The following is a 19324-nucleotide window of genomic DNA, read 5'->3' as shown; positions in this document are numbered from 1 at the left end:
TATACAACTTTAGAAAGAGGTGCAATGATTGCACCTCTTCTCAACGTAGGGATACCGAGCGAGCGCTCAGTGTAAAAAAATGAAATGGGGGAAAGAAAAATGAGTAAAACAGTTATTTTAAGTGCTGCAAGAACACCAGTTGGAAAATTTGGAGGATCTTTAAAGGATGTAAAAGCGACGGAACTTGGAGGAATTGCAATTAAAGCAGCGCTTGAAAGAGCAAATGTTGCGGCTAGTGATGTTGAAGAAGTTATATTTGGAACGGTTATTCAAGGTGGGCAGGGACAAATTCCATCGCGCCAAGCTGCGAGGGCTGCTGGAATCCCTTGGGAAGTGCAGACGGAAACAGTGAATAAAGTTTGTGCATCAGGGCTTCGTGCGGTTACGTTAGCGGATCAGATTATTCGTACTGGCGATCAATCACTGATTGTAGCTGGCGGTATGGAGTCGATGAGTAACAGTCCTTACATTTTACGTGGAGCAAGATGGGGATACAGAATGGGCAACAACGAAGTTATTGATTTAAACGTTGCTGACGGTTTAACATGCGCATTTTCAGGTACACACATGGGCGTTTATGGTGGAGAAGTTGCAAAGGAAGATGGAATTTCTCGCGAAGCGCAAGATGAATGGGCATATCGTAGCCATCAGCGTGCGGTTTCAGCGCATAAAGAAGGGCGTTTTGAAGAGGAAATCGTGCCAGTAACGATTCCGCAAAGAAAAGGCGATCCTATTGTCGTTGCAAAGGATGAGGCGCCACGTGAAGATACAACGATTGAAAAGTTAGCAAAGTTAAAACCTGTATTTGATAAGACAGCGACGGTGACAGCTGGTAATGCGCCAGGACTAAACGATGGTGGTGCCGCACTTGTATTAATGAGCGAAGACAGAGCGAAGCAAGAAGGAAGAAAGCCATTAGCGACAATTTTGGCGCATACAGCAATTGCAGTGGAATCTAAAGATTTCCCAAGAACTCCAGGTTATGCAATTAACGCATTGCTTGAAAAAACAGGAAAGACAATTGAAGACATTGATTTATTCGAGATTAATGAAGCCTTTGCAGCGGTAGCAATTGCAAGTACAGAAATCGCAGGAATTGATCCGGAAAAATTGAATGTAAATGGCGGCGCGGTAGCGATGGGACATCCAATTGGAGCAAGCGGAGCGCGCATTATCGTTACACTAATCCATGCACTTAAGCAGCGCGGCGGCGGAATTGGAATTGCTTCGATTTGTAGCGGTGGCGGTCAAGGGGATGCAGTGATGATTGAAGTTCACTAATTAAAGTTCGAGGGTATAAAATTTATTAACAATTAAGGGGGAAGAAAAAATGGGTGTACAAAACATTGTTGTAATTGGTGCAGGGCAAATGGGATCAGGAATTGCACAAGTATGTGCAATGGCAGGATATGACGTGAAGGTACAAGATTTAAAGCAAGAGCAATTAGATAGAGGATTGGCTATCATTACGAAAAACTTAGCACGCCAAGTAGAAAAAGGACGTATGAAGGAAGAAGAGAAGGAAGCCACATTGAATCGTCTTACAGTAACGCTTGATTTAGATTGTGTGAAAGAAGCGGATCTTATTATTGAAGCAGCTGTTGAGAAAATGGATATTAAAAAGAAAATCTTTGCGAATCTAGATGAAATTGCTCCAGAACACGCAATTTTAGCGACGAATACGTCATCTCTGCCAATTACAGAAATTGCAGCGGTAACGAAGCGTCCGGAAAAAGTAATCGGTATGCACTTTATGAATCCAGTTCCAGTTATGAAGCTTGTTGAAATTATTCGTGGTTTGGCTACCGATGATGCGGTATATGAAGCAATTGAAGATATTACGAAAAAAATTGGGAAAGTACCAGTTGAAGTGAATGATTTCCCAGGTTTTGTATCAAATCGCATTTTGCTACCGATGATTAACGAAGCAATTTATACGTTATATGAAGGTGTAGCGACGAAAGAAGCAATTGATGAAGTCATGAAGCTTGGTATGAACCATCCGATGGGGCCTTTGACACTCGCCGATTTTATCGGTTTAGATACGTGTTTATACATTATGGAAGTGTTGCATGAAGGATTAGGAGATAGTAAATATCGCCCATGTCCGTTATTACGTAAGTATGTGAATGCAGGATGGTTAGGGCGTAAAACAGGTCGTGGATTCTACGTTTACGAATAAATGCCCCCTTTGTTACAACATAGTGGTCTTACCAAATTATTTAAAGGATATATAGCAAATGGAGGCGGAATATATGAACTTTCGTTTTAATGAAGAGCAGCAAATGATGAGGAAAATGGTTCGGGATTTTGCACAGAAGGAAATAGCTCCCTTTGTTCCTAGTATGGAACAAGGGGTGTTCCCGAAAGAGATTTTGCAAAAGATGGGTGAGCTTGGATTAATGGGTATTCCAGCGCCTGCAAAATACGGCGGGGCAGAAATGGACTTTATTTCTTACATTCTAGCAATTGAGGAAATCTCAAAGGTAAGTGCAACAGTTGGTGTAATTTTAGCTGTACATACGTCAGTTGGAATGAATCCGATTTTATATTTTGGAACAGAAGAACAGAAGAAAAAATATGTTTCTAAACTTGCAACCGGGGAATATTTAGGTGCATTTGCTTTAACAGAGCCAAATGCAGGATCAGATGCAGGGAGTTTGAAATCAAGAGCTGTGAAAAAAGGTGATCATTATATTATTAATGGATCGAAAGTGTTTATTACAAATGGTGGTGAAGCAAGTACATACATTGTATTCGCTTCTACAAATCCAGAGGCAGGAAAAAGTGGTATTTCTGCATTTATAGTAGAGAAAGATACACCTGGTTTAATCATTGGAAAAGATGAACATAAGATGGGACTTCTCGGTTCTCGTACAGTACAACTTACTTTTGAAGATATGAAAGTGCCAGCTGAGAATTTACTTGGGGAAGAAGGACAAGGATTCAAAGTGGCGATGGCGAATTTAGATGTTGGGCGAATTGGAATCGGTGCGCAGGCTTTAGGAATTGCTGAAGCGGCGCTTGGCTGTGCAATTGATTATGCAAAAGAAAGAGAGCAATTCGGGAAGCCAATTGCGGCGCAGCAAGGGATTGGCTTCAAGCTTGCAGATATGGCAACAAGTGTCGAGGCAGCAAGGTTACTCGTATATAGAGCGGCATCTCTTAGGGCACAAGGATTACCATGCGGTAAAGAAGCATCTATTGCGAAATTATTTGCTTCTAAGACAGCGGTTGAAGTCGCGATTGAGGCGGTGCAAGTATTTGGTGGTTACGGTTATACGAAAGACTATCCAGTAGAACGATTTTTCCGTGATGCGAAAATTACGCAAATATATGAAGGAACAAGTGAAATACAGAAACTTGTTATTAGCCGTGCTTTATAAAAGGGCGAGGGGGAGACGGAGATGCATTTTAAACTATCAGAAGAACATGAAATGATAAGAAAAATGGTTCGAGATTTTGCTAAAAATGAAGTGGCACCAACAGCAGCTGAGCGTGATGAAGAAGAGCGATTTGATCGAGAGTTATTTGATCAAATGGCAGAGCTTGGTTTAACTGGTATTCCATGGCCTGAAGAGTACGGTGGAATTGGAAGCGATTACTTAGCATACGTAATCGCTATTGAAGAATTATCTCGCGTTTGTGCTTCAACAGGTGTAACACTGTCTGCGCATACTTCACTTGCGGGATGGCCAATTTTTAAATTTGGGACGGAAGAGCAAAAGCAAAAGTTTTTACGGCCGATGGCTGAAGGGAAGAAAATTGGTGCATACGGCTTAACGGAACCAGGATCTGGATCGGATGCTGGTGGAATGAAGACAATCGCAAAGAGAGATGGCGATCATTATATTTTAAATGGATCAAAAATTTTCATTACAAATGGCGGTATTGCTGATATTTATGTTGTTTTTGCGCTAACTGATCCTGAATCGAAGCAGCGCGGTACGAGTGCATTTATTGTAGAAAGTGATACACCGGGATTTTCAGTTGGGAAGAAGGAGAGCAAGCTAGGGATTCGCTCTTCACCAACGACTGAAATTATGTTTGAAGATTGCCGTATTCCTGTAGAGAATCTACTTGGAGGAGAGGGGCAAGGGTTTAAAGTTGCGATGCAAACATTAGATGGAGGTCGTAACGGTATTGCGGCGCAAGCTGTTGGGATTGCACAAGGGGCTTTAGATGCTTCTGTAGAATATGCAAGGGAGCGCCATCAGTTTGGAAAACCAATTGCGGCGCAGCAAGGGATTGGCTTTAAACTTGCGGATATGGCAACAGATGTAGAAGCAGCACGCCTTTTAACATATCAAGCGGCTTGGCTTGAATCAGAAGGGCTTCCGTATGGAAAAGAATCAGCGATGTCAAAAGTATTTGCAGGCGATGCAGCGATGAAGGTGACGACTGAAGCGGTGCAAGTATTTGGTGGTTACGGTTATACGAAAGATTATCCAGTAGAGCGTTATATGCGAGATGCAAAGATTACACAAATATATGAAGGAACACAGGAGATTCAGAGGCTTGTAATTTCTCGTATGTTAACGAAGTAGGAACGAAAGCGTAGGTATTTTCCTACGCTTTTTCCTTCCAAAAAATAATAGAGAGAGGTGAAGAGAATGGTTAAACATAATGTGCATGCATCGGTGAAAGATGAAAAATTAGTTGCGTTAAGACGTGAACAAATGATTAAAGGTGCGGTGCAACTGTTTAAACAAAAAGGATTTCCGCGTACAACAACGAGAGAGATTGCAAAAGCGGCTGGGTTTAGTATAGGGACACTTTATGAGTACATTCGTACCAAAGATGATGTTTTATATTTAGTTTGTGATAGTATATATGAACATGTAAAAGAAAGATTAGAGGAAGTAGTGTGTACAGAAAAAGGGAGTATAGAAAGTTTAAAGATAGCAATAACGAATTACTTTAAAGTGATGGACGAATTACAGGAAGAAGTATTGATAATGTATCAAGAGGTACGCTTTTTACCGAAAGAATCACTTCCGTATGTATTAGAAAAGGAGTTTCAAATGGTAGGAATGTTCGAGAATATTTTAGAACAGTGTACGGAAAATGGAACATTTACATTAAATAAAAAAGAAATACAGCTTCTTGCGCATAATATTTTTATACAAGGACAGATGTGGGGATTTAGACGCTGGGCGCTGCAAAAACTGTATACGCTCGAAGAATATACAGAAATGCAAATTAGGTATGTATTGCAAGGGGCCCATATGCTTCCGAAATAAGGAACAGACAAATTATAATTTTACTACCCTATAAAAGTTTCCCGTTTTTTTTGTAGCATATTTGTGCGACTTTTGTTTATAATGAATAGTATGGATTTTTTTAAGCAGGCCGTTATATATAAGGTTATATTTGATGAAAGGAAGTGCCGCATAAGTGGATTTTAAGCAATATTCACCAGAAGAGCTAAAAGAATGTTCAATGATTGAAGTTGTACATAGCGTTTTAGGGGATAAAAAACAAGCAACGACATTCAACGAGTTGGTTCAAGAAATCGCTCAAGTGCTGGGACTATCTCAAGAGCAAGTTAATGCGAAAATCGCACAATTTTATACAGACTTAAACATCGATGGACGTTTCATTAATTTAGGAGAAAATCGTTGGGGACTACGCAGCTGGTACCCATATGAGCAAATTGATGAAGAAATCTTGCCTCAACCAAAACCGAAGAAGAAACGTAAAGTTGAAGAAGACGGTTTTGACGACTACATTGAAGAAGACGAAGATGACTTCGACGATGCAGACGTAAGTGAAGATGAAGACGATGTAGAAGATTTGGACAAGGTTCTTGAAGAAGAAGACGGAGATGACGACGATCTTGATGATTTAGACGAAGATGACGACGACTTCGCTGAAGAAGAACTTGAGTATGATGAAACTGAAGAAGAAGAAGAGGAAGAACTGTAGTTCTTGACTTTTCATTATCGTCCATGTAGAATCATTTTTGGGCTCTTTAAAAAAGGACGATAATACTTTTAAAGTGTAAATATAAAAGAAAATTGCTCCCTACTTATTACTTTTTGTGATGAGGGGAGCAATTTTCTTTTTTGTTTTTTGTTTAGAAAATAAAAAGAGTCTAACAATAAGATGGATACAGTGTTATCTACATACGTTGCGCTTTGCAACGGTGATTATATAACAGCAAAATAGAAGGGAGCTTTTTCATGACTAAGTATATTTTTGTAACAGGCGGTGTAGTATCGTCTTTAGGAAAAGGTATTACAGCAGCATCTCTTGGAAGACTTTTAAAAAATCGTGGTTTAAACGTAACGATTCAAAAGTTTGATCCATACATTAACGTAGACCCAGGGACTATGAGCCCATACCAACACGGTGAGGTATTCGTAACAGATGATGGCGCTGAAACTGACTTAGACCTTGGTCACTATGAGCGTTTCATCGACATTAACTTAAACAAATACAGCAACGTAACAACAGGTAAAATTTACTCTTCAGTTCTTCAAAAAGAGCGTCGCGGTGAATATTTAGGAGGAACAGTTCAAGTTATTCCTCACATTACTAACGAAATTAAAGAGCGCGTATATCGTTCTGGCCGTGAAACAAATGCGGATGTTGTTATTACAGAAATCGGTGGAACTGTTGGTGATATCGAGTCTCTACCATTCTTAGAAGCAATCCGTCAAATTAAGAGCGACATCGGTCGTGACAATGTAATGTACATTCACTGTACGTTAATCCCGTACTTAAAAGCAGCGGGTGAAATGAAGACAAAACCAACACAACATAGTGTTAAAGAACTTCGTAGCTTAGGTATTCAACCAAACATTATCGTTGTTCGTACAGAAATGCCTGTTTCTCAAGATATGAAAGACAAGCTTGCATTATTCTGTGACATCGATACAAAAGCAGTTATCGAAGCTCGCGATGCAGATACTTTATATGCGGTTCCATTATCTCTTCAAGAACAAAACATGGACCAAATCGTTTGTGATCACTTAAAATTAGACAATCCAGCTGCAGATATGACAGAGTGGACTGCGCTAGTTAACAAAGTGCGTAATCTTTCTAAGAAAACAAAAATCGCTCTTGTTGGTAAATATGTAGAACTTCAAGATGCTTATATTTCTGTTGTAGAAGCACTTCGTCATGCTGGTTACTCATTCGACACAGATGTAGAAGTAAAATGGGTAAATGCTGAGCATGTAACAGCAGAAAACGTAAAAGAATTAGTTGGCGATACAGATGGTATCCTTGTACCAGGTGGCTTCGGCGATCGTGGTGTAGAAGGTAAAATCGTTGCGATTCAATATGCTCGTGAAAACAAAGTTCCATTCTTAGGAATTTGCTTAGGTATGCAACTTGCATCAATCGAATTCGCACGTAATGTATTAGGTTTAGAAGGTGCTAACTCTTCTGAAATCAACCCTGACACACCATATGCAATCATCGACTTATTACCAGAACAAAAAGATGTAGAGGACCTAGGTGGTACACTTCGTCTTGGTCTATACCCATGTAAGCTTGCTGAAGAAACAAATGCTTACAATGCTTATAATGAGCCGGTTGTATATGAGCGTCATCGTCATCGTTATGAGTTCAACAACCAGTTCCGTCCTGATATGGAAAAAGAAGGATTTGTATTCTCTGGTACAAGCCCAGACGGCCGTCTAGTTGAAATCATTGAATTAAAAGACCACCCTTGGTTCGTGGCAGCACAGTTCCACCCAGAACTTGTTTCTCGTCCAAACCGTCCACAACCATTGTTCCATGACTTCGTAAGAGCTTCTATTACGAATAAAGAGAGCAAGTAATAAAAAAAGCGCCTGAAATAAGGCGCTTTTTTTAATATTCATTTAACATTTCATCGATTGTAAATTTGATTCCGTGATAAGCAAATAAAGCTACTATTAAACTTGGGAATCCGTAGCGATTACCTTCATCGTCTGGAATAAGACCTTTTAACAGTTTTGTATCAATATGTACGTCTGTATATCGTTCGAGTGATTCCGTACCTTCTTGAAGAGCAGAAATGCCGACAATAGAGTGTCCCTCTTCTTGTAGTTTTTTTGCAATTTCTACAACCGCTTCATCTGTTGAAAAACGGCTAATAAGAAGTACACGATCTGCAGAAGTTACTTCTACTTCTTTACCATTTTCAAATAAGCGTTTTGCTTGCTTCATTGGTTCAGCACCGAATAGTGCCTCGGCAACAACGCCCTCCATTTCATTTGTACCATGTAAATAAATGAAACCATCGCCAACTAGTGCTTGAGCAAGTAAACGAGCGCTATCTTCTATATTCATTTCTTCTTTTTGAGAAACTCTGGAGAAATAACCACTTAATTGAGTTGAAAAAATTTTTAACATAATGTTACTCCCTTCGTACGTGTTTGCCGGCTTTCATTATAATTTATTTTTTTAGAAAGGTGAAATCGTAGGGTAGCATAACAAAATAGGAAACGGTAAAATAAGAAAGAATAGGAAGGAATTTGCCAAAGAATAGCGAAAATAAATCGTTAAGATATAAGAAGCTTTAAATCTTGTACTTACACAGAAAGGTTGGGAATTATGGAAGGTAAAATTTTAATCGTTGATGATCAATATGGGATTCGTGTGTTATTACATGAAGTGTTCCAAAAAGAAGGTTATCAGACATTCCAAGCAGCGAATGGATTTCAAGCTTTAGATATCGTGAAAAAAGATAATCCAGATTTAGTAGTGTTAGATATGAAAATTCCAGGCATGGATGGTATAGAGATTTTAAAGCATGTAAAAGAAATTGATGAGAGTATTAAAGTAATTTTAATGACTGCTTATGGAGAGCTTGATATGATCCAAGAAGCAAAAGATTTAGGAGCTTTAATGCATTTTGCTAAACCATTTGATATTGATGAAATTCGTCAAGCTGTGAGAAATGAGCTCGCTGTAGAGGCGTAAAAATGAATTTTTTATAAAAAATATGGAAAAAAGCGTTTACATGGACTATTGTGCAGGTGAATACGGTTGAGTTTTTGAGTACAAGTTGTTATCCTATTGAGTGTAGAAAAAAGTCCGGTATGTAGATATACATATTTTACCTTATTCTGGTCATACTACCAGCGATAAGAACTTATCGGATACAAAAAACGTTTTTTAGGAGGATTCACCATGCCTTTAGTTTCTATGAAAGAAATGCTAAACAAAGCACTAGAAGGAAAATACGCAGTTGGTCAATTCAACATGAACAACTTAGAGTGGACTCAAGCTATCTTAGCTGCTGCGGAAGAAGAAAAATCTCCTGTAATCCTAGGTGTATCTGAGGGTGCAGCTCGTCATATGACTGGTTTCAAAACAGTTGTAGCTATGGTTAAAGCTTTAATCGAAGAAATGAACATCACTGTTCCTGTAGCGATTCACCTTGACCATGGTTCAAGCTTCGAAAAATGTAAAGAAGCAATTGATGCAGGTTTCACATCTGTAATGATCGACGCTTCTCACCACCCATTCGAAGAAAACGTTGAAACTACTAAACAAGTAGTAGAATACGCACACGCTCGTAACGTATCTGTTGAAGCTGAGCTTGGAACAGTTGGCGGACAAGAAGACGACGTAATCGCTGAAGGCGTAATTTACGCTGACCCAGCAGAGTGTAAGCACCTTGTTGAAGCAACAGGTATCGATTGCCTAGCTCCAGCTTTAGGTTCTGTACACGGTCCTTACAAAGGTGAGCCTAACTTAGGATTCGCTGAAATGGAACAAGTTCGTGACTTCACTGGCGTACCTTTAGTATTACATGGTGGTACTGGTATCCCAACTGCTGATATCGAAAAAGCTATCTCTTTAGGTACTTCAAAAATCAACGTAAACACTGAGAACCAAATCGAGTTTACAAAAGCTGTTCGTGAAGTATTAAACAAAGACCAAGAAGTTTACGATCCTCGTAAATTTATCGGACCTGGCCGCGACGCTATCAAAGCAACTGTTATTGGTAAAATTCGCGAATTCGGTTCTAACGGTAAAGCGTAAGAATAAAATTCCGTTTTGGAAACCGTCTAGTCTTTTAGACGGTTTCCTTTCGTTGTATAATGAAAGCGTGAACAAGTCTAAAGATTTTATCATTTTTGGTTTTTAAATAGAAAATAATGTGCATAGTCCTATTAATAAATGTGATAACGTATCTAAATTGATAAAGTGAATTCGATGAATAGTTGATCTTTATCTATTCGTGCTACAGGAGAAATGAAGATAATGGTTTCCTATTTATTGAGTTTTGGGATGGAAAGAGTAATTGAGATTCTTAAGGGGAGCTTTCTATAAAAAGATAGAAAGTAAATACATTCACAAGAAGGGAGCTCAATATGGAAAAATTGCTAATTGAAGGCGGAAGAGCTTTAAATGGAACAATTCGAGTAAGTGGTGCAAAGAACAGTGCCGTTGCATTAATTCCAGCGACAATTTTAGCAGATACTCCAGTAACTATTGGTGGTGTCCCTAATATTTCGGACGTGAAAATGTTAGGAGACTTACTAGAGGAAATTGGAGGGAAAGTAACTTATGGACAGGAGGAAGAGATGGTAGTCGATCCTTCTAACATGGTTGCAATGCCTTTGCCGAATGGAAAAGTGAAAAAATTGCGCGCTTCTTATTATTTAATGGGTGCAATGCTTGGCCGTTTTAAAAAAGCTGTTATTGGGCTTCCGGGTGGATGTCATTTAGGACCGAGGCCGATTGATCAGCATATTAAAGGGTTTGAAGCGCTAGGTGCACATGTTACGAATGAACAAGGTGCCATCTATTTAAGAGCAGATGAGCTACGCGGGGCACGTATTTATTTAGATGTTGTTAGTGTAGGAGCTACGATTAATATTATGCTAGCAGCTGTACGAGCGAAAGGTAGAACTGTTATTGAAAATGCAGCGAAAGAGCCTGAGATCATTGATGTAGCTACATTGTTAACAAGCATGGGAGCACGTATTAAAGGTGCTGGTACTGATGTAATCCGAATAGATGGTGTTGACTCTTTACATGGTTGTCACCATACTATCATTCCAGATCGTATTGAAGCTGGTACGTATATGATTCTAGGAGCTGCATCAGGAGGAGAAGTAACGGTTGATAACGTTATTCCTCAGCATTTAGAATCAGTTACTGCAAAGCTAAGAGAAGCTGGTGTTCAAGTTGAAACGAACGATGATCAAATTACGGTGAACGGTAATAGAAAGTTAAAAGTAGTTGATATCAAAACGCTTGTATATCCAGGTTTTCCAACGGATTTACAACAGCCGTTTACGACGCTTTTAACAAAGGCACACGGGACGGGAGTTGTAACAGATACAATTTACGGTGCCCGTTTCAAACACATTGATGAATTACGTCGTATGAATGCTCAAATTAAAGTAGAGGGTCGTTCGGCAATTGTAACTGGTCCTGTGTTACTGCAAGGTGCAAAAGTGAAGGCGAGTGATTTACGAGCAGGAGCGGCACTTGTTATTGCAGGGTTAATGGCAGATGGAATTACAGAAGTAACAGGACTTGAGCATATTGATCGAGGTTATGAGAATATAGTGGACAAGCTTAAAGGGCTTGGTGCAAACATTTGGCGAGAACAAATGACAAAGCAAGAAATTGAAGAAATGAAGAACGCATAAGTGATACTTCCGCAAGGGGGAAGCGAAGCATCACTACTTGCGGAAGTGCACTTTATAGAAAAACACGGTTCACAAAATACGGCAGAAATATAAAGGCTTAAAGGAGAGGGATTATCGTGGAAAGAAGTTTATCTATGGAGTTAGTACGTGTAACAGAGGCTGCAGCTTTATCATCAGCGCGTTGGATGGGGCGCGGGAAAAAGGATGAGGCAGACGGTGCAGCAACATCAGCTATGCGTGATGTATTTGATACAATTCCGATGAAAGGTACAGTTGTAATTGGTGAAGGTGAGATGGATGAAGCACCAATGCTATATATCGGAGAGAAATTAGGTACAGGATATGGACCACGTGTAGACGTTGCGGTTGATCCTTTAGAAGGGACAAACATCGTAGCAGCTGGTGGCTGGAATGCTCTTGCTGTCATTGCAATTGCAGACCACGGTAATTTGTTACATGCCCCTGACATGTACATGGATAAAATCGCGGTTGGCCCAGAAGCAGTTGGGGCGGTCGACATTGATGCGCCTATTATTGATAACTTACGTGCAGTTGCGAAAGCGAAAAATAAAGATATTGAAGATGTTGTAGCGACAGTTTTAAATCGTCCACGTCATCAAGAAATTATCGAAGAAATTCGTAAAGCTGGTGCGCGCATTAAATTGATTAATGATGGAGATGTAGCTGGAGCGATTAATACAGCGTTTGATCGTACAGGTGTAGATATTTTATTTGGATCTGGTGGAGCACCTGAAGGTGTATTAGCAGCAGTTGCTTTAAAATGTTTAGGTGGAGAAATTCACGGAAAACTATTGCCACAAAACGAAGCTGAATTAGCACGTTGTAAAAAAATGGGCATAGAAGACATTAATCGTATCCTTCGCATGGAGGACTTAGTAAAAGGTGACGATGCAATCTTTGCAGCAACAGGCGTAACAGATGGAGAACTATTACGCGGTGTTCAATTTAAAGGTAGCGTAGGAACAACGCAATCCCTTGTTATGCGCGCAAAATCAGGCACAGTTCGCTTCGTAGATGGTCGTCATAGCTTAAATAAAAAACCGAACTTGGTTATTAAGTAAAAGGTGGAAGCGGCTCGCTCAGAATCGCAGGACACTTTCAACTCTCGACCTTGAAGCGCTCTTTGCTTCGAGTGAGAGAGTAAAATGACCGGAGCTGGATTAAATGAAAGGCGTAAGCAGCTTGTTCAGAATGGGAGGGGGATGGAGCTTCTGACGTAGAGGCGCTTTTTGCCTCGCAGGAAGAAGTGAAGCCACCGACCATTCTAGCTGCTGAAGCTAGATTAAATAAAAAGCGTAAGCAGCTCCTTCAGAAAGGTTAAAATGGTCGATCTTTCTAACTATCGGAGCTGGAACTAAATTAAATAAGAAGCGAAGACAAATTTTCTTGTCTTCGCTTCTTGTATTTGTGTTCCAACGTATTGATTAAAACTAGATAAAAGGGTTACAATAGTGAATATTACCCTACTTGAACTTATTGCCTTTCATTATTAATTATTTGCCTTCCGTATTTTTTCCCTTTACCCATGAAAAAAGAGAATAACGTTAAAGTGTGGTGTCTGAATGAATTTGTCAATTGCAGCATTAGAAAACATGAAATTAAAAGAGTTATACGAGCTTGCGAAAGAATTTAAGATTTCGTATTATAGCAAGTTAACGAAAAAAGAGCTGATTTTTTCTATTTTGAAAGCTCGAGCAGAAAAAGAAGGTTTCTTTTTCATGGAAGGCGTATTAGAAATTATTCAATCAGAAGGATTTGGATTCCTACGTCCTATCAACTATTCTCCAAGCTCAGAAGATATTTATATCTCAGCTTCGCAAATTCGTCGTTTCGATTTACGTAATGGAGATAAGGTTTCTGGTAAAGTACGACCTCCGAAAGAAAATGAACGCTATTTTGGGTTATTACAAGTTGAAGCTGTAAACGGAGATGATCCAGATTCAGCAAAAGAGCGTGTGCATTTCCCTGCATTAACACCATTATACCCAGATCGCCAAATGAAATTGGAAACGGAACCGAAAAAGTTACCGACACGCATCATGGATTTAATCGCACCAGTTGGATTTGGACAACGTGGTTTAATTGTTGCGCCTCCAAAGGCTGGTAAAACAAGTCTATTAAAAGAAATCGCGCACAGTGTTACAACAAATCATCCGGAAGCAGAACTAATTGTACTTTTAATTGATGAGCGTCCAGAGGAAGTAACAGACATTGAACGTTCTGTTAAAGGAGATGTTGTAAGTTCTACTTTTGATGAAGTACCAGAAAATCATATTAAAGTAGCTGAGCTTGTGTTAGAACGTGCGATGCGTCTTGTAGAGCACAAGAAAGATGTTATCATTTTAATGGATAGTATTACCCGTTTAGCTCGAGCTTACAACCTCGTTATTCCACCAAGTGGTAGAACATTATCAGGTGGTATCGATCCAGCTGCCTTCCATAGACCGAAGCGTTTCTTTGGAGCTGCACGTAATATTGAAGAAGGCGGTAGCTTAACAATTTTAGCAACAGCCCTTGTTGATACAGGATCACGTATGGACGATGTTATTTACGAGGAATTTAAAGGAACTGGAAATATGGAACTTCACTTAGATCGTTCATTAGCTGAACGTCGTATCTTCCCAGCGATTGATATTCGTCGTTCTGGTACACGTAAAGAAGATCTATTAATTCCAAAAGAACATTTAGACAAGTTATGGGGCATTCGTAAGACAATGCGTGATACACCAGACTTTGTTGAAAGTTTCTTACGTAAGCTTCGTCAAACGAAGACAAATGAAGAGTTTTTACAAAACATTGTTGCAGACTCGAAAAGGTATGTAACAACTAAGTAAAGGGAAAAAAATCAGGACTCGCTTATTTTATAGTAAGCGAGTTTTTTATGCTGTTTAGGTGATATTAAAGAGAGAGATAAGTGAAAGAACCTTAGCCAGTCAGAGCTGGATGAGCTCCCTCCAGCGGCTAAAATCTCCGGTCATTTCACTCTCTCGCATGAAGCAAAAAGCGCTTCATGGTCGAGAGTTCGAAGTGTCCTGGATTCTGAACGAGCCGCTTCTGCTTTTAGATGATATCCAGCTCCGGTGGCTAGCTCTTCGCATCTAAGAACCTTCCGCCCGAAAGGTAAAAAGCACCTTTAGGGCGAAAGAACCTTAACTGGTCAGAGCTGAGCGAGCCACCTCCACTTTTAAGATAATATCCAGCTCCAGGGCTAGAATGGTCGGTGGCTTCGCGTCTTCCTACGAGGTAAAAAGCACCTCTACGTCAGAAGCTCCATCCCCCTCCCATTCTGAACGAGCCGCTTCTGCTTTTAAATTGTATCTAGTTCCGACGGCTAGCTCTTCGTGTCTAAGAACCTCCCGCACTAAAGGTAAAAAGCACCTTTTGTGCGAGAGAACCTTAGCCAGTCAGAGCTAAACGAGCCGTCTACACTTTTAATTTCAAAAGACAAAAACAGGTAGTTGCAAAATGAAGTTAGCCTTGTTATAATTTCATCATATGTGTTTCATCAATATAGTTGTGTATGCAGCTGAAGATGAAAAACTCTGTTTCGAAAATGATTCAGGGCGGAAGGAGATGAAAAGAATGAAAGCAGGAATTCACCCAGATTACAAGAAAGTTGTATTCATGGACACAAACACAGGCTTCAAATTCTTAAGCGGATCTACTAAAGGATCTAACGAAACTGTTGAGTGGGAAGATGGTAACACTTATCCATTACTAAAAGTTGAGATCAGTTCTGATTCTCACCCATTCTACACTGGACGTCAGAAGTTTGCTACTGCAGACGGACGCGTTGACCGCTTCAATAAGAAATACGGTCTTAAGTAATAAAAACATAAAACAGGCAAGTGTATGTATTCGCTTGTCTGTTTTTTTTGCGAAAATATTATACCTTTACCCTACTTTTAACTGAAAAGTAGATGAAAGGAGAGCTTCATGTACTTAATAAATCAAAATGGCTGGATTGAAGTGATTTGCGGTAGTATGTTTTCTGGCAAGTCAGAAGAGCTAATCCGCCGTGTGCGCCGTACGCAATTTGCAAAACAACATGCAATTGTATTTAAACCATGTATTGATAATCGATATAGTGAAGAAGATGTTGTATCACATAACGGATTAAAGGTAAAAGCAGTTCCTGTTTCAGCTTCAAAGGATATATTTGAACATATTACAGAAGAGCTGGATGTTATTGCAATCGATGAGGTGCAATTTTTTGATGGGGACATTGTGGAAGTGGTGCAAGTATTGGCAAATCGTGGCTATCGTGTCATTGTAGCTGGTTTAGACCAAGATTTCCGTGGTCTACCATTTGGACAAGTTCCTCAGCTGATGGCGATTGCTGAACATGTGACAAAACTACAAGCAGTATGTTCTGTATGTGGATCTCCAGCAAGTCGTACACAACGATTAATTGATGGCGAACCAGCGGCATTTGATGATCCAATTATTTTAGTTGGAGCTTCAGAATCGTATGAACCACGTTGTCGTCATTGTCATGCAGTACCTGCAAACAAAGATAAGTAAAACTCGCTGCGCAAGGCGGGTTTTTTTCAAAATAGAGAGAATGAGCGGTTTGAGCCGCTTGCGCTTTTAAATATATCTAGTTCCGGTGGCTAGCTCTTCGCATCTAAGAACCTTCCGCCCGAAAGGTAAAAAGCACCTTTAGGTCGAAAGAACCTTAGCTGGTCAGAGCTGAACAAGCCACCACCACTTTTAAATATAATTTGCGTTTTTTTGAGTAAGTACCATATACTATTTGTATTAGATACTAGGATGTAGAGGTGAATGATGTGTTAGATCGTTTGCAAGCTGTAGAAAATCGTTATGAGAAGTTAAATGAATTGTTAAGTGATCCAGCGATTATTAGTGATTCAAATAAGCTTCGTGAATATTCAAAGGAACAGTCTGATATACAGGAAACGGTAGAGGTGTATCGTGAGTATAAGAATGTTCGTGAGCAATTAAAAGATGCGAAAGCAATGTTAGAAGATAAGTTAGACGCAGAAATGCGTGAAATGGTAAAAGAAGAAGTTTCTGAGTTAGAATCACAAGATAAAACATTATCAGAGCGTCTGAAAATTTTACTTGTTCCAAAAGACCCTAATGATGATAAGAACGTTATCGTTGAGGTTCGTGGAGCTGCTGGTGGAGACGAGGCAGCTTTATTTGCTGGTGACTTATACCGTATGTATAGCCGTTACGCTGAGGTACAGGGCTGGAAAACGGAGATTATTGAGGCTAGCTATACAGAGTTAGGTGGATATAAAGAGATTATCTTTATGATTAATGGTAAAGGTGCTTTCGCGAAGCTGAAATTCGAGAATGGTGCTCACCGTGTACAACGTGTTCCTGAAACGGAATCTGGTGGACGTATTCATACATCTACAGCAACTGTAGCTGTATTACCAGAGGCAGAAGAAGTAGAAATTGATATTCATGAGAAAGATGTTCGTGTTGATACATTCGCTTCTAGTGGACCTGGTGGACAGAGCGTTAATACAACGATGTCAGCGGTGCGTTTAACGCATTTACCGACTGGTGTAGTTGTATCTTGTCAGGATGAGAAATCACAGATCAAGAATAAAGAAAAAGCGATGAAAGTATTACGCGCACGTGTTTATGATAAGTTTAGACAAGAAGCGCAAGCTGAGTATGATCAAAACCGTAAACAAGCTGTTGGTACGGGAGATCGTTCAGAGCGTATTCGTACGTATAACTTCCCGCAAAACCGTGTTACAGACCATCGAATCGGTTTAACGATTCAAAAGCTAGATCAAATCTTACAAGGTAAGTTAGATGATTTCATCAATGCCTTAGTGATGGAAGATCAGGCTCAAAAGATGGAGGCAGCTGAGTAATGCGTGTCTATGAAGCCCTGAAATGGGCTTCTTCTTTTTTACAGGAAAATGGACGAGATGAAAATGCGGGAGAAATTGTCCTTTGTCATGTATTAAAGGTGAACAGAACAGGATTACTTATGAATATGCGTGAAGAAATAACTGAGGAACAAGAGAAAAGCTTTACGGAGTTTATCCATAAGCATGTAGAAGGTATTCCTATTCAATATATGATTGGTTATGAAATGTTTTATGGACGGTCTTTCTTTGTGAATGAAGAAGTATTAATACCAAGGCCGGAAACAGAAGAGCTTATAGTGGGAGTATTAGAAAGAATCGAGCGCCATTTTGGTGATGAGAAACTACATGTAGCAGATATAGGTACAGGTAGTGGAGCGATTTCTATTACGCTTGCTTTAGAAAATAAAAATCTTCATGTGTATACAGTAGATATTGCACAAGAGTCGATTGAAGTTGCAAAAGAAAATGCAAAAGCTTTAGGTGCAGAAGTAACGTTCTATCATGGTGATTTATTGTCACCATTTCATAAAACGGGTCAAAAGCTAGATGTTGTTGTTTCAAATCCTCCATATATACCGGAAGAGGATTGGCGTGGTCTTTCTCCTGTTGTGAAAGAGCATGAGCCGAAGAGAGCACTTGTTGGTGGTGAAGACGGATTAGATTTCTATCGCCGTTTTATGGAAGAATTGCCGAATGTGTTGCAGAAGAAAGCGATTGTGGCGTTTGAAATTGGAGTAGGACAAGGTGAGGATGTAAAAAGATTGTTACAACAAGCTTTTCCACATGCTCATGTTGAGGTTGTTTTCGATATTAACGGAAAAGATCGTATGGTATTTGCAGAGATAGAGTAAGGTTCACACCTTACTCTATTTTTTTGTGGGAAAATTCATATAGATTTTGAATTTAATAGTTTAGAAAGATGAAAGTCTGTCCACACTGTTTGTAGAAGGGACGGTGGAGGAAATGAAAAAACAAGTTATTGCTTATCTTCTTATACTATTAATTGGTGCACAGTTACTTGTGCAGTTTGGATATATGAAAGCTGATGCGAAAGGGCCTTCAGTTATTCCGAAAGAGGCCGTTCGATTACGAATTTTAGCAAATAGTGATTCAGATAAAGACCAGGCATTGAAGCGTAAAGTGCGTGATGAAGTAAAAGCACAAATTGATGGATGGGTAGCGGATTTAACTTCATTTGAAGAGGCACGCAAAGTAATTCAAAGTCATATTCCAGAAATCGAGAAAACGGTGGAAAATACGTTAAAAAGAGAAGGAAGTAAAGATTCATTTCAAGTGAAATTTAGTAAGAATGTAAAGTTTCCTACAAAGGTATATGGGAATTTTATTTATCCGGCAGGGGAATATGAAGCAGTCTTAATTACAATTGGGGAAGGTGAAGGGGCAAACTGGTGGTGTGTATTATTTCCACCGATGTGTTTCTTAGATTTTTCAAGTGGTACAGCTGTAAGGAAAGAAGAACATGTTGTGAAGGCTGAATCTCCTGAAGAGGAGCAAGTAAAACAAATAGATAATGAAGAAGTAGTAAATGTAGAAGAGAAAAAAGAGGATGAGGTAAAAGAAACGAAAGTTGTAAAGCGGGAAGCAGTAAAAAAAGTAACAGCTTCTGAAAAGAAAGTAGTGAAAAATGAAACAAAAGTCGAAGAGCAGCCTGTAAGTAAAGAAGAAACAAAAAATGTGGAAAAAGTGGAGAAACCTGTGGAGAAAAAACAAGAAAAGCAAAATGAGTATGTAAAAGTAGAAGAGGAAGAAAAAAAGCCAGAAGTTAAATTGTTTATTGTAGAAGCTTTTACATCTTTATTCTCTAAATAGTACTAT

The 19324-nt window shown here is 39.4% G+C and carries 18 protein-coding genes; 17 read left to right on the top strand and 1 reads right to left on the bottom strand.

What is annotated here, in order from left to right; all coding sequences use genetic code 11:
• Window positions 1-84: 84 nt before the first annotated feature.
• The 7 genes from GBN91_RS15800 (at window position 85) to pyrG (ending at window position 7793) form a co-directional block, all read left to right on the top strand.
• The gene (locus GBN91_RS15800) at window positions 85-1281 is read left to right on the top strand and encodes an acetyl-CoA C-acetyltransferase (protein ID WP_226800160.1); all 1197 of its coding nucleotides are present in this window, start codon (window positions 85-87) and stop codon (window positions 1279-1281) included.
• 49 nt (window positions 1282-1330) lie between these two features.
• Window positions 1331-2182, top strand: a complete 852-nt coding sequence (locus GBN91_RS15795) for a 3-hydroxybutyryl-CoA dehydrogenase (protein WP_000538874.1) — start codon at window positions 1331-1333, stop codon at window positions 2180-2182.
• Between the two features lie 73 nt (window positions 2183-2255).
• Window positions 2256-3386, top strand: coding sequence for an acyl-CoA dehydrogenase (locus tag GBN91_RS15790; protein WP_001011179.1), 1131 nt, complete (start codon window positions 2256-2258; stop codon window positions 3384-3386).
• Between the two features lie 21 nt (window positions 3387-3407).
• Window positions 3408-4547, top strand: a complete 1140-nt coding sequence (acdA, locus tag GBN91_RS15785; protein ID WP_000545545.1) for an acyl-CoA dehydrogenase AcdA — start codon at window positions 3408-3410, stop codon at window positions 4545-4547.
• A 66-nt stretch (window positions 4548-4613) separates the two neighbouring features.
• Window positions 4614-5243, top strand: coding sequence for a TetR/AcrR family transcriptional regulator (locus GBN91_RS15780; protein ID WP_000238599.1), 630 nt, complete (start codon window positions 4614-4616; stop codon window positions 5241-5243).
• Window positions 5244-5397: 154 nt separating this feature from the next.
• Window positions 5398-5928: a DNA-directed RNA polymerase subunit delta gene (rpoE, locus tag GBN91_RS15775; protein ID WP_000346280.1), complete on the top strand. Its 531-nt coding sequence runs from the start codon at window positions 5398-5400 to the stop codon at window positions 5926-5928.
• 257 nt (window positions 5929-6185) lie between these two features.
• Entirely contained in the window at window positions 6186-7793 is a 1608-nt protein-coding gene (gene pyrG, locus GBN91_RS15770) for a CTP synthase (RefSeq protein ID WP_000170460.1), read from the top strand.
• Between the two features lie 31 nt (window positions 7794-7824).
• Here the strand turns inward: pyrG and GBN91_RS15765 are convergent, their stop codons facing one another.
• Window positions 7825-8349 carry a DUF2529 domain-containing protein gene (locus GBN91_RS15765; protein ID WP_000912404.1) on the bottom strand — a complete coding sequence of 175 codons (525 nt, stop codon included), beginning with the start codon at window positions 8347-8349 and terminating at the stop codon, window positions 7825-7827.
• Between the two features lie 201 nt (window positions 8350-8550).
• On the opposite strand from GBN91_RS15765, the gene spo0F reads away from it, so the two are divergent.
• The 10 genes from spo0F to spoIIR all read left to right on the top strand — a co-directional run bounded on the left by spo0F (window position 8551) and on the right by spoIIR (window position 19318).
• Complete coding sequence (gene spo0F, locus GBN91_RS15760) at window positions 8551-8919, top strand: sporulation initiation phosphotransferase Spo0F (RefSeq protein WP_000398594.1); 369 nt, start codon at window positions 8551-8553, stop codon at window positions 8917-8919.
• 210 nt (window positions 8920-9129) lie between these two features.
• The gene (locus GBN91_RS15755; RefSeq protein ID WP_001131855.1) at window positions 9130-9987 is read left to right on the top strand and encodes a class II fructose-bisphosphate aldolase; all 858 of its coding nucleotides are present in this window, start codon (window positions 9130-9132) and stop codon (window positions 9985-9987) included.
• Window positions 9988-10319: 332 nt separating this feature from the next.
• On the top strand, window positions 10320-11609 hold the full coding sequence (gene murA, locus GBN91_RS15750; RefSeq protein ID WP_000413254.1) for a UDP-N-acetylglucosamine 1-carboxyvinyltransferase: 1290 nt from the start codon (window positions 10320-10322) through the stop codon (window positions 11607-11609).
• Window positions 11610-11725: 116 nt separating this feature from the next.
• Complete coding sequence (glpX, locus tag GBN91_RS15745) at window positions 11726-12691, top strand: class II fructose-bisphosphatase (protein WP_000442340.1); 966 nt, start codon at window positions 11726-11728, stop codon at window positions 12689-12691.
• 501 nt (window positions 12692-13192) lie between these two features.
• Window positions 13193-14464 carry a transcription termination factor Rho gene (gene rho / locus GBN91_RS15740; RefSeq protein ID WP_001053903.1) on the top strand — a complete coding sequence of 424 codons (1272 nt, stop codon included), beginning with the start codon at window positions 13193-13195 and terminating at the stop codon, window positions 14462-14464.
• 748 nt (window positions 14465-15212) lie between these two features.
• Complete coding sequence (locus tag GBN91_RS15730) at window positions 15213-15458, top strand: type B 50S ribosomal protein L31 (protein ID WP_000643433.1); 246 nt, start codon at window positions 15213-15215, stop codon at window positions 15456-15458.
• Window positions 15459-15566: 108 nt separating this feature from the next.
• The gene (locus GBN91_RS15725; protein WP_000280859.1) at window positions 15567-16154 is read left to right on the top strand and encodes a thymidine kinase; all 588 of its coding nucleotides are present in this window, start codon (window positions 15567-15569) and stop codon (window positions 16152-16154) included.
• 266 nt (window positions 16155-16420) lie between these two features.
• Window positions 16421-17488, top strand: coding sequence for a peptide chain release factor 1 (gene prfA, locus GBN91_RS15720; protein WP_152121786.1), 1068 nt, complete (start codon window positions 16421-16423; stop codon window positions 17486-17488).
• Window positions 17488-18339 carry a peptide chain release factor N(5)-glutamine methyltransferase gene (prmC, locus tag GBN91_RS15715; protein WP_001267064.1) on the top strand — a complete coding sequence of 284 codons (852 nt, stop codon included), beginning with the start codon at window positions 17488-17490 and terminating at the stop codon, window positions 18337-18339. Before prfA ends, prmC begins: the two co-directional genes overlap by 1 nt.
• Window positions 18340-18451: 112 nt before the next feature.
• Complete coding sequence (spoIIR, locus tag GBN91_RS15710; protein ID WP_016125750.1) at window positions 18452-19318, top strand: stage II sporulation protein R; 867 nt, start codon at window positions 18452-18454, stop codon at window positions 19316-19318.
• The last annotated feature ends 6 nt before the right edge of the window (window positions 19319-19324 follow it).

Source organism: Bacillus sp. B1-WWTP-T-0.5-Post-4 (assembly GCF_009183795.1).
Lineage (GTDB): Bacteria > Bacillota > Bacilli > Bacillales > Bacillaceae_G > Bacillus_A > Bacillus_A cereus.
Note: the sequence above shows the minus strand (reverse complement) of the source record. Positions and strands in the feature narration are given on the sequence as shown.

Bases quoted from the DNA above. Each gene is read 5' to 3' on its own strand.
- GBN91_RS15800 (WP_226800160.1), top strand. From the start codon at position 85: ATGGGGGAAAGAAAAATGAGTAAAACAGTTATTTTAAGTGCTGCAAGA.
- GBN91_RS15795 (WP_000538874.1), top strand. From the start codon at position 1,331: ATGGGTGTACAAAACATTGTTGTAATTGGTGCAGGGCAAATGGGATCA.
- GBN91_RS15790 (WP_001011179.1), top strand. From the start codon at position 2,256: ATGAACTTTCGTTTTAATGAAGAGCAGCAAATGATGAGGAAAATGGTT.
- acdA (WP_000545545.1), top strand. From the start codon at position 3,408: ATGCATTTTAAACTATCAGAAGAACATGAAATGATAAGAAAAATGGTT.
- GBN91_RS15780 (WP_000238599.1), top strand. From the start codon at position 4,614: ATGGTTAAACATAATGTGCATGCATCGGTGAAAGATGAAAAATTAGTT.
- pyrG (WP_000170460.1), top strand. From the start codon at position 6,186: ATGACTAAGTATATTTTTGTAACAGGCGGTGTAGTATCGTCTTTAGGA.
- GBN91_RS15765 (WP_000912404.1), bottom strand. From the start codon at position 8,349: ATGTTAAAAATTTTTTCAACTCAATTAAGTGGTTATTTCTCCAGAGTT.
- spo0F (WP_000398594.1), top strand. From the start codon at position 8,551: ATGGAAGGTAAAATTTTAATCGTTGATGATCAATATGGGATTCGTGTG.
- GBN91_RS15755 (WP_001131855.1), top strand. From the start codon at position 9,130: ATGCCTTTAGTTTCTATGAAAGAAATGCTAAACAAAGCACTAGAAGGA.
- murA (WP_000413254.1), top strand. From the start codon at position 10,320: ATGGAAAAATTGCTAATTGAAGGCGGAAGAGCTTTAAATGGAACAATT.
- rho (WP_001053903.1), top strand. From the start codon at position 13,193: ATGAATTTGTCAATTGCAGCATTAGAAAACATGAAATTAAAAGAGTTA.
- GBN91_RS15730 (WP_000643433.1), top strand. From the start codon at position 15,213: ATGAAAGCAGGAATTCACCCAGATTACAAGAAAGTTGTATTCATGGAC.
- GBN91_RS15725 (WP_000280859.1), top strand. From the start codon at position 15,567: ATGTACTTAATAAATCAAAATGGCTGGATTGAAGTGATTTGCGGTAGT.
- prmC (WP_001267064.1), top strand. From the start codon at position 17,488: ATGCGTGTCTATGAAGCCCTGAAATGGGCTTCTTCTTTTTTACAGGAA.
- spoIIR (WP_016125750.1), top strand. From the start codon at position 18,452: ATGAAAAAACAAGTTATTGCTTATCTTCTTATACTATTAATTGGTGCA.